Source organism: Haemophilus haemolyticus (assembly GCF_003493605.1).
Taxonomy (GTDB): Bacteria; Pseudomonadota; Gammaproteobacteria; order Enterobacterales; family Pasteurellaceae; genus Haemophilus; species Haemophilus haemolyticus_J.
Genome location: NZ_QQKA01000005.1, coordinates 1 through 16,771, shown reverse-complemented (window position 1 = coordinate 16,771; position 16,771 = coordinate 1). Strand labels below are relative to the sequence as shown.

Here is a 16,771-nt window from a genome sequence, read left to right as displayed (position 1 = left end):
CGTCGGTTTCTCCGACGTTTTTTCTTTTCAGCAATTAAAAAGTATGGTGAATTTTCATCGCACTTTTTTAACTTATCTTTTTCATCTGCATTTCTAATCCCATTAAAATAGGCTCGACAATTTCATCAGGCAATCCATAGGTATTTATTTCACTGACTCTTGGATATAGTGCACAGATCTCATGCAAAATGTCTTCTACCGTTTCCTTTGCCAAGCCTGCGAGTTTAGCCGTATTGAAAATGTGGCGGAGTTGTATTTTATCCCATAAATAATGTTTGTTTTCGCCGTGCCACGCCATTGCCATTTTGACTTTTTGCTTTTGTAGTCCGTTGTGTTTGATGAGCGGATAGGCGGACATCACGTCATAAAAAGGCGTTAGACGATAGCGATTCTCTTGTTCCAAAAATAAACTGAAGTTTTTGCCATGACCGTCAATGGCACAAAGTAGCCAGAAAATAATTTGTGCTTTAAAAAACTGCTTGCGATCTGCTTGGGCGTTGGATGAACCGTTGAGGAGCGACATAATTTGCAGAATGCTCGGACCACCGTCATTTTCATATTTTCGTGCAGGAGCGATGTTGAGTGCTTGGCACATATCTTCTTGTGGTAAACGAATTAGCCAACTCCTATTTTCAGACCAACGACGATCAAAGCGCTCCACAATCAGTACTTTCATTTCACCAAAATACTGAATTTGACTTCGAGGAACCGGCAAACCGAAGGCTTTCATAATATTCAAGCAAAGCCATTCATTTTCACAGCTGCCGGAAAGATCAAGTTGCCCTTGTGCCACCATACCAATCGGGAGCTTAAAAATATGACTGGTCGCGGTGGAATGCAAAGGGCGCTGCCATTGATTCTGATAATAAAGTAGCGCTGTTTTTTCCTGAGCGCCGGCCAAAGAAATTCGGAAATCCTCGCTTTCTTCCATGCCGAGAGGAAAAGTGCGGTAGTTTTTCAGCACGTTTTCCACCTCTTTGTCATTTAGTGGTTCTGCATAAATTTGACGTACCGAGCGGCTCTGCCCCTGATAAAGCTGAATTGCGCCAATACAATCCTGTCCAATCGCGGAAAGCAAATCAAATGGGGATTTCGTTGATGTTTGGAAACGTTGTTGAATGCGTGAACGGATCTGTTCATTGTCGGGGAGGAGATTATCGAAGAAATTGTAAACGGAATCTCCTCGATAAATTTTGTGCGACAAGGGCAGTGATAATGAAATAGGGCGCGAGCGAACAGATTCAAGCCATTTTTCCACATACTGAAATTCGGTTGCGCCACTGGTGAGTTTTCGCCATTCACCGACTAACAAGCCATTCATGGCAACGTTTAGAATAGAGTTACTCATCACCATGCCTCGTCGTCATCGTATGTTGCTGTTGGCTCTTTGATTGAGCGAGCAGTATCAGATGACTTTTTGCGCGGTTGCACAATAAGCTCTAGTTCTAATCCTGCTAGAATTTTAAATAGCGTTTCTAATTTAGTACGCTCTGGCTCATTCTCAAACGCTGAAATTCTGGCTTGGGTAGTTCCAGCGAGTTTAGCAACATCAGTTTGTGACAGATCGCCTTGATAGCGAAATTCACGAATGACATGAGAAAGCATTTTTGCGGTGGTGATAACCATTGTGACTCCTCATACGCTATAGCGTATAGAAATTGTTTTATACGCCATAAAGTATAAATCTTATTTTATATCTTGTAAAGTATAGTTTGTTCTTTATATCCTATGAGATATAATTTATAAAAGATTAAAATTTCCACTGCACTATCATCTTCTACATTACAATTAAACGATTCAATTAATAGACTTTTTACATTGTTATAGAGATAGCTATTAAACAAAAAGATAAGAGAAATATTGCTTTAGATTAGAAAAATTAGAGAGATTGAGAGGTATAAATTGAAATAAAAAAGTAGGCTCAACGCCTACTTTTCTATTTTTGATTTAATCCTAAAAAATCCCCAACTTCGTGTTCGAGTTGACTCATAGCCAGCAGGGCTTCTTGGGTTTTCTTAGCTTCATCTTCATCAATAACACTCATTGCAAAGCCAACATGAACGAGTACCCATTTGCCAAGTAAATCGGCAGGATCTCCATTGCAGACCAGTGAAATATTCACATCACGTTGTACGCCACATACATCCACGGTGGCAAGTTGAAGAGCGCTTTCGCCAATTTTAACAATTTGGCCTGGAACACCTAAACACATAATACATTCACTCCTATTGAAATTTGTGTCTATTTTACTATCGCGCGGAATAAGTTACGTCGATCTGGATCAAAAGTTGTTGCTTTTGTTGGCATAGATAAAATCATTCTGAGGCAATCTTGTGCGAGTTGAGCTGCTTGAGTATTTGTCATAGCAGGATCAATCGGAGAATGAAGGGAGCAACTAAGATATTGTGGAATATTTTCTAAACTACTCACTGTAAAAGTGAAGGTTTTATAGGGCAGCTGTACTGAAAGTTTATCGCCAATTTCGCGCGGTTCCCATTCTTGATCTTTGCCTGGCAAAATGACAATACTTAACATCCAAGGTGTCACAACTGTACCTATCCATTGGTTTTCAAAAAGTATAAATTTAGGGCAATAGCAGTCGATACTTTTTCGATAGAAAGGAAGATCTTTCATTTCTCCTGCAACTTTTCGCATTTCGTTTTGGAAGATTGAAGATGGATCTTCGGATAAGCCTTGAATAACACCTTCAAGTGCGGTGGTATTTTCTGGTGTTTTTTCGTGTCGATACATAATATTTACTATAACCTAGAGTAAGCATACCTTTGGTTAGTTATAATTTTGTCCCTTTAGGACAAGGTGATGCTCCCCAAAGGGGAGCGACAATGTTTAACCGTGGGTATACTTACCCACGGAGGAAAGATCATATTCTTTTAAAACATTCTCCAATGTCTCAAAAATCACTGGAAATTGTTTTTGAATTGTTTCACTTAATGCAATCTGTGGGTCAAAAGTTTCTGGTTGAACCCCAATTAAACATAGATTTTTAGGGAATTCATCCGTTAATTTTAACGCAGAAAGCACATCACAAATACCAAGTTGGTGTGGTGAAATTTTACGCGAGAAAAATACTGGCACTTGCTCATCATGAAGCACAATGATTTCTCCTGGCTGTTTATTAGCAAGTACGGCGTCGATGATGATGATATGCTCACGGTTTGCCATTTCATCTAGTAATTCCATGCCACAAGTACCACCATCAACCACGTCAAAGTGCGGTAAAATTTCAGAGCGATTTTCTAGGGCTTGGACGATTCGTACGCCCACGCCTTCATCGCCGAGTAAAATATTACCAACGCCTAAGATTAATGGTTTCATTAGAGTACCTTCACTTGTGTGACTTCACCATTTTCTGTGTTCACAACATGCACTGCGCATGACATGCAAGGGTCGAAAGAGTGGATGGTGCGCACAACTTCTAATGGTTTTGTTGGATCTGCTACAGGTGTACCGATGATGGAAAGCTCATAAGGCCCCATTTCATCATTCTGGTTACGAGGGCCTGCATTCCACGTTGATGGTACAACGGCTTGATAATTTTCGATTTTGCCATTTTTAACAACAACCCAGTGAGAGAGCATGCCACGAGGTACTTCACCAAAACCAACACCTTTAAACTCACCAGTTTGTGGAATGTCTGTTTTGAGATAAGCAACGGTATCACCAGTGCCAATATTATCAACAAGTAGTTTCCATTGTTGTTCAAGAATATTATTTAGCACGCAACAATGTACGGTACGAGCAATAATGCGTCCTAAGGTTGAATGTAAATGGTCAACAGATAAGGTATTGCCGCTTAGTTTTTCATACAACCCTTTAATATGGTTAAAGTGATGTAATGTATCTTTATTTTCATTGGCTAAGTTACACATTAAATAGGCAAGAGGGCCAACTTCAACAACTTTTCCGTAGAAACTTGGTGCTTTTACCCATGAATATTTGCCTTCATCTTGCCAGCCTGTATATTTCGGACGTGTTAAACCAGCCCAAGGTTCAAGCGGTTCATCGTCTTCATACCAAGCGTGTTTACCACTTTCTTTAATTCCTTTTACAACAAATTCATCTTTTTGTTGCGTAATTGGACGGAAGGTTGAAATATCGAAGTTTTCAATATAGCCACCCGTTAGAACAAATTTAGAATTATCACCGTCAATTGGATATTCAGGTACAGAAAGGTAGTTGCCTGATGTTTTACCAAGATTGAGCCATTCAGGGTAATAAGCCGCAATAATAGCTGCATCAACACGATAAACTTGAGTCACGAAGTCATTTAAACGATCAATACAGGATTTTACAAACATTAAACGTTCTAAGTTTAATACTGATTGAGAGTCTAAGTTGATTGGGTTTGCCACACCACCAATTGCTAAGTTTTGAATGTGTGGTGTTTTTCCGCCGAGTAATGCCACAATACGGTTACAATCACGCTGACATTCAAGTGCTTGTAAATAGTGAGCCACCGCAATTAAGTTTACTTCTGGCGGTAATTTCATGGCAGGGTGACCGAAATAACCGTTGGCAAAAATACCAAGCTGACCGCTTTCAACTAAAGATTTAATTTTATTTTGCACATTGCGGAATTCATTTGCACTGTTTAATCCCCATGTTGAAACACCTTTAAGCATTTCAGCGGCTTTATCGGGATCAGCATTCAGTGCCGCAGTGATATCTACCCAGTCCATCGCAGAAAGTTGATAAAAATGAACGATATGGTCGTGCATACTATGAGCAGAAAGAATCATATTGCGAATATATTGTGCATTTACTGGCACTTTGGCACCGAGAGCATCTTCTACTGCACGCACACTCATAATGGCGTGAACGGTTGTACAAACGCCACAAATACGTTGCATAATCATCCAAGCATCACGCGGATCTGAACCTTTCACGATATTTTCCATACCTCGCCACATTGTGCCTGATGACCAAGCGTTTGTTACTACGCCATTTTCAATTTCGCAATCGATACGCAAATGGCCTTCAATGCGTGTGATAGGGTCGATTGAGATACGTTTTTTTTCAGTCATTATTCTGCTCCGCTCATTTTTTTACTGAATTGTGCTTTTTCGGCAATAATTTGTTCCGAGTCTTCATGATGTTTTTCTTTCAACACAGGTAAGACAGGGAATAGACGAATTATTAAAATATAGGCGCAAATTTCGATGGAAACGAAACCAATAGAAATTAGCAATTCTTCTGCTGATGGGAAGTAACGATAGCCATTACCTGGATCGTACATAATCATTGAATAATTTAAACGCCATAGGGCTGCACCGAGCAACATGCTCAAGGCTGAGATAAACAGCCAACGTGAATCAGATTTTTTCTCACCAAGGAATAAAGTAAGTAATGGTAATGTCATTAGCCATACTTCCATCCAAAACATCCAAGCTTCAAATTTACCAAGTTTATCGAATCCGAATACATAATGGAGTTTGTCATGATAAATCAACTCGCCAAAGCGTACTGCAAGGAAAAGTGCGATTAATCCAGCGGTCACTTTTGCAAGCTGGGTAAAGAGTGAACGCTCATCTGGTGTTTTTCCTGCTAAACCTGCTCGTACTAAAGAACCTTCAAAAATGACGATAGAAAAGCCCATAATAAATGCGGTGAGTAAGGATAAGATTGGTAATGCTTCATAGCTTTGCCATACTTGATGAACTTTATGACCAGCGGCGATCATTAATGATCCCATAGATGATTGGTGCATCATCGGCAATAGTGCGCCAAGTGCGATAACAAAGAACATAATTTTGTTGAGCTTATTAAACCATTTTTTCAATCCTAAGAATCCCAGCCAAACTGGCGCAAATTCAAGGGTGACGACAATGATGTAGATCGTCATACAAAATGCGGTTTCAAACAACACCGAGTTTGTATTGAATTGACCTGGAATGTAGAAGTAAGGCAAGTGCCAGTAACGCCCCATATCAATGGTGATGGAAAGACCACCTAATGAATAGCCGAATAAGCTGGCAAGCAATGCGGGACGCACAAGAGGGTGATATTTCCCTTTGTTGAAAATATATACTGTCCAAGCTAATGCCCAACCACCACAGGCAAAACCTGTACCTACAAGTAAGTCAAAGGAAATCCATAAGCCCCAAGGATAACCGCCGTTAAGTGCGGTGACGGAACCGATACCTAAGAACAAACGTTTGATAATTAATAAGATACAAATTACAGCCAAAGGTGCAAAAAAGAGAATACTGGCGGAAACTAATCGGCCGCCCACTGGACGTGGATTACCCATGATGTTCATCCTCCGCTTCTTCCATTTCTTTACGAGCTTGGCGCATTGCTTCTTTTTGCGCTTCAATTCGTTCGCGAATCTTATCGCCGTGCATATTCTTATAAGTCATCATTGTTAAACCAGCTAACGCCACCAGTGGCAATGCCAAACCGCGATACAAGAAGTGTTGTAAATGCGCTGCGCGTGCACCTGTAGCAATATCATCTAACTCAGGGAAACCTAAATTTTCTTGCGGAACCGCACTTAACACTAATACTTGTGTCCCGCCCCCTTCTTTTTCACCGTAAATACGATATTGATAGGCTGGCACAGTTGCACGATAAGTGTCTTTACTGTTTACGTGTTGGCGAGGATAGTCATATTCTGTGCCACGTAATAAACTTAAACGACGTTTTGCTTCTGCTAAAAGTTCTTCACGGGTACCAAAAATAATTGCGCCGGTTGGACAAACATGACAACACCCTGGTAATTCACCTTTATCTAAGCGTTCCACACCTTTTTGGTTGCAAAGTTCACATTTGCTGATTTGACCAAATGGATTGTCGTAATCATATTTTGGCACGTCAAACGGACAGCCCACCATACAATAACGGCAACCAGTACAAATATCAGGATCGTATTTAACAATACCTGTTTTAGGATCTTTGGTTAAAGCCTGTACCGGACAAACGGAAACGCAGTTTGGATCAACACAGTGCATACATTGTTTTTTAACATAAGCATAACCGTTTTCTGTTTTATCTTTATTTTTGCCGTCTCCATCGCTCCATACTTGAATCACATTGCGTGTGAACGGAGTAAGTTTGTCATTGTTTGACCAAGTTTGCTCACCTTTTGGATTGACAGGTGTTTTGTTCACTTGCTGACATTCTGCGACACAAGCCTGACAGCCAACACAAAGTGTGGAGTCATAAAGCATCCCAAGTGCGCCAGGAATTGGCGGAAGATTTTCCACCGCTTCGGCTTTTGCAACGGGCAGACCTGATGTGACTGTTCCCAGCAGACCTGCTTTTAGGAAATTTCGTCTATCCATCTTTAGTGTCCTTGATCTTGATTGGCTTGTTTGTCTGCTGCTTTGTTCGCTTTATGTTGTTTGCTTAATTCTTTCAATGTCACGACGCTGACACCCGCTAAAATGGCTGCGGCACCGCCTAATAGACCAATCGCCGTCATTGAGGCTCCTTCGCCTTCAACATTGTTCACATCTGGTTTTTCTACGCGTGGTGTTGGATTTTCGACGTTCGCTAATTGGAAAATCCCTTTGGTAAAGCCGATGCCTTGATCGTTACAGCCATAGCAAGGATGTCCGATACCCACAGGCCAGTTATTACCACCAACATCACAGAATTCTAGTGTAGAGCAGTTGCCGTAAGTTTCGGGCCCTTTACAACCTAAATGATATAAACACCAGCCATGACGATGACCATAATCGCCAAATTCTTTTGCAAAACGGCCTGCATCAAAGTGCGGTCGGCGATAACAGTTTTCATGGATTAAACGGTCATAAGCAAACAATGGGCGATTTAATTTATCCATTGCTGGTAATTTTTTATAAGTGATGATATAGGCAACGGTTGCCAAGAAATTATGTGGGTTAGGAGGACAGCCTGGAATGTTAATAATTGGCGTGCCTTTTGGTAAAACTTCAGAAAGACTGACCGCACCTGTTGGGTTGCCACCGCTTGAAGGCACGCCGCCCCAAGATGAGCAGGATCCAATAGCAATAATGGCTGCGGCACCTTTTGCGGCCTCACGAATATGTTCCACAATTGGTTTGCCTGCCACCATGCAGTACACACCGCCATCTTTAATCGGAATCGAGCCATCCACAACCAAAATATATTTGCCGTAATAGTTATGGATAGCATTATGTTTATTTTCTTCTGCCTGCTCACCAAATGCTGCTGAAAGGGCTTCGTGATATTCAAGGGAAATTAAATCTAGTACGAGATTTTCAACAGTCGGGTGGGTTGCACGCAGTAAAGATTCGGTACAGCCAGTACATTCTTGCGCACCAATCCAAAGCACTGGTGGGCGTGCTGGACTGGACATTGCTGCCGTCATTTCAGCGCCAGCTTTAGAATTTAGCCCCATTGTAGCCGCAAGTGCGGTACATAATTTCATAAAATCTCGACGAGAAACATCTGCCAATGCAGAAAAAACGCCATCCGGATTATTCATAGTATCACTCCAAAGACACACATTTATTGTGGGAATTGCGCAATGATAAATGTTTTTATCAAAAATAATTTGACTAGAATCAAAAAATGAAGAATTTATAACAGAAGTATGTCCAAATTGTGAACGGAATGTTATTGTATTTGAGAGTTGTTCTTATTTAATTGAAAAAGAACAAAAATAAAGGCTGTAGAATACAGCCTTAGATTGGATTAAGAACAAATTTTTTCAAAAACTAACCGCACTTTTTCTTGATCTTTTACGCCCGCAGAACTTTCTACCCCTGAATTAAGATCTAAACCTAAGCAGTCTTGCGCAATGGCTTGTTCTACATTATTTGGCGAGATCCCTCCAGCTAAAATAATCTTGTGCTTAAGATGTTCGGGAATTAATGACCAATCAAAAGTTTTTCCTGTGCCACCTTGCTGGTTGGCTGTTTGGCTGTCAAAAATATAACGATCCACATTCAAATCATCGGTAAAATCGACCGCACTTTGGGCTTCAGTATTGACCGAAATCGCTTTCCAGATTTGCGTGTTTTTTGGTAGTTGTTGGCGAAGTGCGGTAATAAATGCTTCTGTTTCTACACCATGTAATTGCACCGCATAAAGCTGTAACTGATTGACTATTTTTACGATAAAGTCAATTTCTTGATTCTGAAAAACACCAACAAATCGAAGTGGAGCAGCGGTTACCAATTCTTGCGCTTGGCGTAAACTCACACAACGTTTTGAATGTTCTGCGAAGATTAATCCGCCGTATAGTGCACCGTTTTCGTAAACGATTTTGACATCTTGCGCGCGTGTTAAACCACATACTTTATTTTCTCCAAAAATCACTGAGCGAACCGCATTATTCAAATCTTGGTTGCCCATTAAGCTACTCCCAATTAAGAAACCATGCGCCACTTTTTGTAATTGACGAATTTGCTTGTGATTGTAAATGCCTGATTCGCTAATAATACGTACATCAGCAGGGATTCGGTCGGCGTATTTTTTAGTGAGTTCAACAACACGATTTAAATCCACAGTTAAATCGTGCAAGTTACGATTATTTACACCAATAATTTTCGCACCAAGCCTAAGAGCACGTTCAAATTCTTCCTCATTGCTGGTTTCTGTCAATACGCCCATACCAAGAGAATGTGCAAGATCTGCCAGTACACGATAAGTTTCATCATTTACCACGGAAAGCATTAATAAAATCGCATCCGCTTGATAGTAGCGAGCAAGGTAAACTTGATATTCGCTAATCATAAAATCTTTGCAAAGCACAGGTTGGCTCACGATACCGCGAACTAACGGCAAGAACTCAAAATTCCCTTGGAAGTATTTTTCATCTGTCAGAACAGATACAGCAGAGGCATAATGTTTATAGACATTGGCGATTTCTTCCAAATTAAATTCAGCACGAATTAATCCTTTGGAAGGGGAAGCTTTTTTACATTCCAAAATATAGGCGGGCTTTTGATGCGTACCTTTTGCTAACGCATCATAAAAAGAGCGGTCAGATTGTTGAATCTTTTCTTTAAATTGTGAAAGTGGAAGTTCCTTTTCTTTTGCTTGAACCCATTGCGCTTTATCAAGCACAATTTTTTGTAGCACCGTAGCGGAATCAATGGGTTTGGTAAAATCTTGAGTAATCATCATTTTTCTTCTTATTGTGGCCTATCAAATTAGCTTTTTATTTATATGTGGTTAATTTCTGTAATGTTTCAAAGGCTTTACCTGATGCAAGATGGGCCAATACATTTTGCACATTTTGTTTTAAGTCGTCATGCCCGAATAATTTCAATAATAATGCCGTATTTGCTGCCACAGCATTTGCGTGTTTAGTCTTTCCTTGGCCTTGTAAAAGTGCGGTGAGCATTTGAGCATTTTCTTGTGGTTCGCCGCCGCGAAGGCTTTCGAGGGATTGCGTTTTTAAGCCAAAATCTTCAGGCGTTAAAGTGAAATATTCAATTTTGCCATTTTTAATTTCTGCCACTTGTGTTTCGCCGTGCAATGCGACTTCATCTAAGCCAGAACCATGTACAACAAAGGAATGTTGATGTTCTAAGGCAACGGCGGTTTCAGCATAGGTCTTTACTAATTCAGGCGCATATACGCCAAGCAAATGATAAGTCGGGCGAGCAGGATTGATAAGCGGGCCTAAAATATTAAAGATAGTGCGCGTTTTTAAAGCTGCACGGACTGGCGCAACATGGCGGAAACCAGAATGATATTGTTGAGCAAATAAAAAGCAGACGCCAATTTCATCTAATGCTTGTCGAGCTTGCGCTGGTGTGACGTTTACATCCACGCCAAGTGCGGTAAGAACATCGCTAGCGCCTGATTTACTCGACACGCTACGATTGCCATGTTTTGCCACTTTTGCTCCCATTGATGCTGCCACAATCGCGCTAGCTGTGGAAATATTAATAGTGTTTTGTCCATCACCACCCGTTCCTACAATATCCGCAAAAGGATAATTTGGATGTGGAAATGCTTTGGCATTTTGTAATGAGGCGGCAACCGCACCAGTAATTTCCTCCGTATTTGCTCCCCGCACTTTTAAAGCGATAAGCATTGCAGCAATTTGTTCATTGGAAAGCTCACCTTGGATGACTGCATTAAAAAGTGCGGTGCTTTCTGAGGTTGAAAGTGAATATCCGCTATAAAGTTGTTCTAATAATTGGTTGTGTTGCATAGTTTATTCCTGTTTTTATTTGTATATAGATTTGTTAATTTTCTATATTTTATTAAACATAAATATCGTAATCTAAATCGCGCGCTTCATCGCCAGTCATTCCGCGGAAACCCCAGCAATGCGCGGGTTGTTCTTTAATTGTAATTTCTACATCGTGAGCACGGATGCCGAGTTTGTACTCTAATTCGCTAAACAGCATTTTTATCAAGCGTTTTTTCGTGCCTTCCATACGACCAGCCATTAGGTTAATTTCGATGACCGTGTAATCATCGCTACGATCAAAAGGGTAGTAAAAATCTTCTTTTTCTAAACACAAAAAGCGAATCGCGTGTTTACCTTTCGGAATATCTAAGCCGAGATAGAGACTGTTATAAATTACTTCTGCCAGTTGTTCACGACGTGGTGCGAGTTTGGATTTAAGTCCGAATACGGTGATCATTTTTTCTCCTGTAAAGTGCGGCTAAAAATCACCGCACTTTTTGATGTCTTATCTATTTAACAACCATTCAATTGATTGTTGTAATAATTGCGAACCTTGCACAGTTAAAATACTTTCAGGGTGAAATTGGAATGCGCAAATGGGTAAATCGCGATGACGAATTGCCATGATAATGCCATTATATTCTGCATTGACGATAAATTCTTTTGGTAAATCTTGTCCCATTAAAGAATGATAACGCGCCACAGGCATTGGATTAGCAAGATCTTTAAACATCGCTTCGTTATCATGGAATATACGAGAAACTTTACCATGCAATACTTCGCCAGCGTGAACAACTTTCCCGCCAAAGGCTTGAATCAATGCTTGATGGCCTAAACAAATTCCAATAATCGGTACTTGATTTTTTAAGCGTTCGATCAATGGCAGTAAAATCCCCGCTTCTGATGGCGTTCCTGGCCCTGGAGAAAGCGCAAGAATGGTATCAGGTGTATTGAGTGCGGTTTCCACCAGTTTTTCTAAGTCGCAGTCATTGCGGTAAATTGTGACGTTGTGACCCAACACACGGAATTGATCCACAAGATTGTAAGTAAAGGAATCGAAGTTATCTAAAAATAAAATATTAGCCATAATAATTCTTCCTTATTTTGCTTGTGTATTAACTTGACGAATTGCTTTTAAGACAGCCGCAGCTTTGTGGCGTGTTTCATCAGCTTCCATTTGTGGATCAGAATCCAATACTTCTCCGCAACCTGCCTGTACATGAGCTATGCCATTTTGTACGAAAGCAGAACGGATCACGATACAGGTATCAAAATGTCCATCGGAAGTGAGATAACCCACCGCACCACCATAACTATGGCGTTTTTGCTGCTCAAATTGATAAATAAGTTGCATTGCTTTGATTTTTGGCGCACCAGTTAATGTGCCCATATTCATACAGGCTTGATAGGCGTGAAGTGCATCTAACTCAGGGCGTAATTTACCCACTACGCGAGAGACCAAATGCATGATGTGAGAATAGCGATCAACTTGCATTAATTCTGCCACTTTACGCGTACCGCTTTGGCAAACTCGAGCAATGTCGTTACGCGCTAAATCAACCAACATTAAATGTTCCGCTTGTTCTTTGTGATCAAGACGAAGTTCTAGTTCTAAACGAGCATCCAATTCAGGATCGATATTGCCGTGAGCGTCAAAACCACGAGGGCGTGAGCCTGCGATTGGATAAATTTCTAACTGACGATTTTCTGGTTCATATTTCAGCGCACTTTCTGGCGATGCACCAAACAAAATAAAGTCTTCATCGTTCATATAGAACATATAAGGGCTTGGATTATTTTGTTTGAGTTGAGCGTAACTGGCTAATGTATTCGGGCAAGCAAGGGAAAAACGGCGAGAGGGCACAATTTGGAAGACATCACCAATGTTAATATGGTGTTTTAAGGCTTTTACAATGCCAGTAAATTCAGGATCGTCAAAATTGGTTTTGACTTCATCACTTGCCGCTTTAATAGAAAGAACGTTATCAATATTTTTTAGTTTTTGTGCGATAGAAAGTGAGGTTTTGGCAATATTGACTTGTTCTTCTTGAGCAAAACAGAAACTTTTAAGTGTTGCTTGTTGATTTTGATGATCGATGGTAATGAGGTGTTCGGCAAGATAGAAACTGTAATCAGGGCAGTTTATACCATCATGTTGCAATGTAATGCCATCCATTGGAATGAAATTTGCGACGAGATCGTAAGCAAATAATCCGCCTAAGAAAATAGGCGTTTGGCTATGTTGATAAAGAGTAGAAATAACACGCAACCCATCAAAAATAGTAGCAGACTGTAATTTGCTATCTTCATCAAGTTGATTATCAAGTGGTGAAAATTGTACAGAAAATTCTTTTTCAAAATTGACCGTACTTACTTTTCCAAGTGCGGTTAATTTTGGATGAATTTCTTTTAAAACTTGTTTTCCATTCTCATTTAAAGCTTTAAATGTGACGTTGTGACCTAAGCACGTTATTTTAACCGCCGCATTGACTAAGATCAGGCTTTGTAAACTGTTTTTACTCCCGATTTCAGCAGAGTCGAGTAGAAGAGAATTCGAATTAGCTTGGCAAAGTGTATTAAAAATAGCAGTGGTGTCAGCATAATAAGAAACGGGTTGAGTTGTCACTGTAATAAAGACTTGAGTTTGCATATTGATATCCTTTAGAAAACTTTTGTACTATTAAACTAGTGCAAAAGAGATAAGTCAAGTCTGAATTAATATTTTTTATATTTTTTGATGAGAAATGTTTACTTTTATTCCTTTGCCCAAGGGCGACCTTCGTAATATTCAATATTTTGCTGATTAATTAGCTTTAATATGTCGGCAGAAATATGATCATTAATTTCATCTGATAGTGTTAATTGAGGGAAGAAACGACGAACTACGATCATTTTATTGAAATCGACAGTGTATTTTACGGTATATTTTCCAGAGGTTTGTCCCATTAAACCCAAATCTTTTAAAGCAGACAAAAATCCTCTATCACCGATAGATGGAGTATGCCAACCATGTGCAGCTTTCTGCGCTATTTCGCGAGGCACGGCATAACAATTGGTATCGATATGAGCATTGATTCCGTTAAAATTAAAATGTATTTGTTGCTGAATATCTTCTATTTTAACATCTACGAAAATATCACTTTTTGTAGTCCAATTTCCGAGTGATTCAAAATCATCATGACAGATAAATTGATGATTTGAATTGTAAAAAGATCGTAAGGAATAAGCAAAATCAGCACCTTGTTCAATCACGTTTACTAAGCTTTCCACGTGATCATCTCGTAGCTGATTGTCATCATCTAAATAACAAATAATGTCTTCTTCAACAAGAAAAGCTGCAGCAGCATTAATGGCTCCGTTAAGGATTCTGTTTTTTCCCGTATTCATTGGTAAGTAAATAGGAATTACATCAGGGAATTGTTCTAATATAGATTTGGCCTTATCCCAGAAAATATCACCATCGACAAATACATAATGCTTACATGGATAAGTTTGATTTTGCACGCTTTTAATAGCCAAAGCTAATTCTGGACGACCAATTGTTGAAGTCACCACCGCAACTGTTTTACCATTTGGTTGATTCATCTGTATAGCTCCCTTCATTTTTACAATAACCTTTGACTAACACAAAATACACTTAATTTTTTGCTCTTAAATGTATGCGAGGAAAAACATAAATATAAAGTTGGCGGATAATAGCACTTATGAGATTTTTTTCACTTTATTTTTGTAAATTCAATTTAAAATGAAAAAACCAAGTTCTTAGAAAGGTAGAACTTGGTTCTTAAATACATCTAACTTTGTTAAGTTAGATAGATTGCAGGTTAGTTTTCGTTAGAGCTGAAATTTACCCATTAAGCATGACAAGTTTGGCAAGCTGCTTGGAACATCCATACCAATTTTTCTTGTTCTTTAATGTAGTCACTCATTTGTGATGCGGTACCTTCGTCATCAGCATCACCTGCAAGAGCAAGAATTTCGCGTTGTTGGTCTAGTAGTGTTTTTAAACCTTGTAATGTGCCTGATAAACATTCTTGTGCGCTACTTACTGCGATATCTTCTTTAATACGAGACACTTTTAAGTATTGGCTATATGCGTTATCTGGTGTGTAACCTAAAGTTAAAATACGTTCAGCCACTTCATCAACTTTGGTGATTAAATCTGTATAGATTTCTTCAAATTTTGCGTGTAATGCAAAGAAATTCACACCTTTAATGTTCCAGTGGTAACCACGTACATTAGTGTAGAATACTTGGTAGGTTGCAAGTAATTCGTTAAGTTTATTGGCTAATTCTGCTGATTGAACTTTGTCTAATCCGATAGATGTTTTTGACATAATAATTTCCTTTTTTTAGTTGAATAATTGAGCTAATGCCCTGCCTTTGATGTGGGTATTATACGTTTTTAGTATTTGCTGTGAAATTGTTCTATTCAATAAAATTGATAGCCTAAGGCTATATGTTAATAATTTGTAATAAATCTAAACTATCAAAATAAGTGATCGGGATCACAGTTATAAGGAATACTTTAGTAAAAGGTCGCGGCTAACAGTAAATTTTGCTTTAATAAGTGCAGTTATAATTTTTAATATTTTAAGGATGTCTTATGCAAGAACTTATTAAGCACGCATTGCCACAAGATGATGCACTCAATCAAGCTATTGTTGATGAAATTCGTTTGCAAAATTGGGCTGGCTTTTTAAATCGTTCCCAAGTGGAGCAGCTTTGTCGTGATTTTGAACTTACGCCATTAAAATTAGCTATGCATTTGTTGCCGATTGCGGCGAGTTATAGCCATACCGCTATTTCTCATTTTAATGTGGGGGCAATTGCTATTGGTGAACAAGGTGATTTTTATTTTGGTGCGAATCAAGAATTTTCGAATTCAGCTATTCAGCAAACAATTCATGCAGAGCAAAGCGCAATTTCTCACGCATGGTTGCGTAATGAACGTCGTATTTCAGATATGGTGGTCAATTACACGCCTTGCGGGCATTGCCGTCAATTTATGAATGAATTGCATGGCGCTGAAAAAATTTCAATTCATTTGCCACATAGCCAAAATAATCCGTTACATTCTTATTTACCTGATGCTTTTGGACCGAAGGATCTCGATATTGCGACTCATCTTTTAGCGGATGAAAATCATGATTTAATTGCAGATCACCAAGATGATTTGATTAATCAAGCTATTTTAGCTGCAAATCAATCTCATTGTCCTTATTCAAATAGTCCGCATGGCATTGCGATTTTATTTAAAAATGGTGATGTGGTGACAGGACGTTATGCAGAAAACGCCGCATTTAATCCGAGTTTGCCAGCGTTGCAAACCGCACTTAATTTTGCGTATTTAAATGATAAAAAATTGAGTGATATTGAGCGAATTGTGATGGCTGAAAAAGCATTAAAACTAAGCCATAAAACGATGGCTGAAACCTTGCTCTCTACATTAACATCAGTGAAATTAGAGTATCATTCATTGTAAGTATGAAAGAGCCTTGATGAAAAATAAAAAAGGGCGTATATGATCTGCACCCCAAAAGTTGGACTAAATAACCAACTCACTAAGGTGCAGATTTTTTATGACCAAATACAATTTTCTTTTCAAGCAACAAGTCATCGAATTTTATCTTCAAAATGGTAAAAATAGTT

General features: G+C 39.2%; 17 protein-coding genes. 1 reads left to right on the top strand and 16 read right to left on the bottom strand.

The genetic code is table 11. The annotated features are described in order from the left end of the window. Positions 1–67: 67 nt before the first annotated feature. The 16 genes from DV424_RS04790 to DV424_RS04715 all read right to left on the bottom strand — a co-directional run bounded on the left by DV424_RS04790 (position 68) and on the right by DV424_RS04715 (position 15,456). Positions 68–1,348 carry a type II toxin-antitoxin system HipA family toxin gene (locus DV424_RS04790; RefSeq protein WP_118859247.1) on the bottom strand — a complete coding sequence of 427 codons (1,281 nt, stop codon included), beginning with the start codon at positions 1,346–1,348 and terminating at the stop codon, positions 68–70. Next, the gene (locus tag DV424_RS04785) at positions 1,348–1,626 is read right to left on the bottom strand and encodes a helix-turn-helix domain-containing protein (RefSeq protein ID WP_012771639.1); all 279 of its coding nucleotides are present in this window, start codon (positions 1,624–1,626) and stop codon (positions 1,348–1,350) included. Before DV424_RS04785 ends, DV424_RS04790 begins: the two co-directional genes overlap by 1 nt. Before the next feature lie 310 nt (positions 1,627–1,936). Next, on the bottom strand, positions 1,937–2,212 hold the full coding sequence (hybG, locus tag DV424_RS04780) for a hydrogenase maturation factor HybG (RefSeq protein ID WP_118776010.1): 276 nt from the start codon (positions 2,210–2,212) through the stop codon (positions 1,937–1,939). Between the two features lie 29 nt (positions 2,213–2,241). After that, positions 2,242–2,751 (bottom strand): hydrogenase-2 assembly chaperone, encoded by a 510-nt coding sequence (hybE, locus tag DV424_RS04775; RefSeq protein ID WP_118859246.1) that lies wholly within the window; start codon positions 2,749–2,751, stop codon positions 2,242–2,244. 96 nt (positions 2,752–2,847) lie between these two features. After that, positions 2,848–3,336: a HyaD/HybD family hydrogenase maturation endopeptidase gene (locus DV424_RS04770; RefSeq protein ID WP_118859245.1), complete on the bottom strand. Its 489-nt coding sequence runs from the start codon at positions 3,334–3,336 to the stop codon at positions 2,848–2,850. Further along, entirely contained in the window at positions 3,336–5,045 is a 1,710-nt protein-coding gene (gene hybC, locus DV424_RS04765) for a hydrogenase 2 large subunit (protein WP_009500326.1), read from the bottom strand. The genes DV424_RS04770 and hybC overlap by 1 nt, the downstream gene beginning before the upstream one ends. Beyond that, the gene (gene hybB / locus DV424_RS04760) at positions 5,045–6,271 is read right to left on the bottom strand and encodes a Ni/Fe-hydrogenase cytochrome b subunit (RefSeq protein WP_005629305.1); all 1,227 of its coding nucleotides are present in this window, start codon (positions 6,269–6,271) and stop codon (positions 5,045–5,047) included. The genes hybC and hybB overlap by 1 nt, the downstream gene beginning before the upstream one ends. Then, entirely contained in the window at positions 6,264–7,304 is a 1,041-nt protein-coding gene (gene hybA / locus DV424_RS04755; protein WP_118788301.1) for a hydrogenase 2 operon protein HybA, read from the bottom strand. Before hybA ends, hybB begins: the two co-directional genes overlap by 8 nt. A gap of 2 nt (positions 7,305–7,306) precedes the next feature. Continuing rightward, entirely contained in the window at positions 7,307–8,452 is a 1,146-nt protein-coding gene (gene hybO, locus DV424_RS04750) for a hydrogenase 2 small subunit (protein WP_118859244.1), read from the bottom strand. A gap of 209 nt (positions 8,453–8,661) precedes the next feature. Beyond that, positions 8,662–10,095, bottom strand: a complete 1,434-nt coding sequence (gene trpCF / locus DV424_RS04745) for a bifunctional indole-3-glycerol-phosphate synthase TrpC/phosphoribosylanthranilate isomerase TrpF (protein ID WP_192880657.1) — start codon at positions 10,093–10,095, stop codon at positions 8,662–8,664. Between the two features lie 37 nt (positions 10,096–10,132). Next, positions 10,133–11,137 carry an anthranilate phosphoribosyltransferase gene (gene trpD, locus DV424_RS04740; protein ID WP_118859242.1) on the bottom strand — a complete coding sequence of 335 codons (1,005 nt, stop codon included), beginning with the start codon at positions 11,135–11,137 and terminating at the stop codon, positions 10,133–10,135. 52 nt (positions 11,138–11,189) lie between these two features. Further along, positions 11,190–11,576: a tautomerase family protein gene (locus DV424_RS04735; protein ID WP_005636019.1), complete on the bottom strand. Its 387-nt coding sequence runs from the start codon at positions 11,574–11,576 to the stop codon at positions 11,190–11,192. 48 nt (positions 11,577–11,624) lie between these two features. Then, positions 11,625–12,206, bottom strand: a complete 582-nt coding sequence (locus tag DV424_RS04730; protein WP_118859241.1) for an aminodeoxychorismate/anthranilate synthase component II — start codon at positions 12,204–12,206, stop codon at positions 11,625–11,627. 12 nt (positions 12,207–12,218) lie between these two features. Then, positions 12,219–13,769, bottom strand: coding sequence for an anthranilate synthase component I (gene trpE, locus DV424_RS04725; protein WP_192880651.1), 1,551 nt, complete (start codon positions 13,767–13,769; stop codon positions 12,219–12,221). A 104-nt stretch (positions 13,770–13,873) separates the two neighbouring features. Next, a complete protein-coding gene (locus DV424_RS04720) occupies positions 13,874–14,638 on the bottom strand; it encodes a glycosyltransferase (protein WP_192880656.1) in 765 nt (254 codons plus the stop codon). A 335-nt stretch (positions 14,639–14,973) separates the two neighbouring features. Continuing rightward, the gene (locus DV424_RS04715; RefSeq protein ID WP_118859238.1) at positions 14,974–15,456 is read right to left on the bottom strand and encodes a Dps family protein; all 483 of its coding nucleotides are present in this window, start codon (positions 15,454–15,456) and stop codon (positions 14,974–14,976) included. A 269-nt stretch (positions 15,457–15,725) separates the two neighbouring features. On the opposite strand from DV424_RS04715, the gene cdd reads away from it, so the two are divergent. Further along, positions 15,726–16,604, top strand: coding sequence for a cytidine deaminase (gene cdd, locus DV424_RS04710; protein WP_118859237.1), 879 nt, complete (start codon positions 15,726–15,728; stop codon positions 16,602–16,604). Positions 16,605–16,771: the final 167 nt, after the last annotated feature.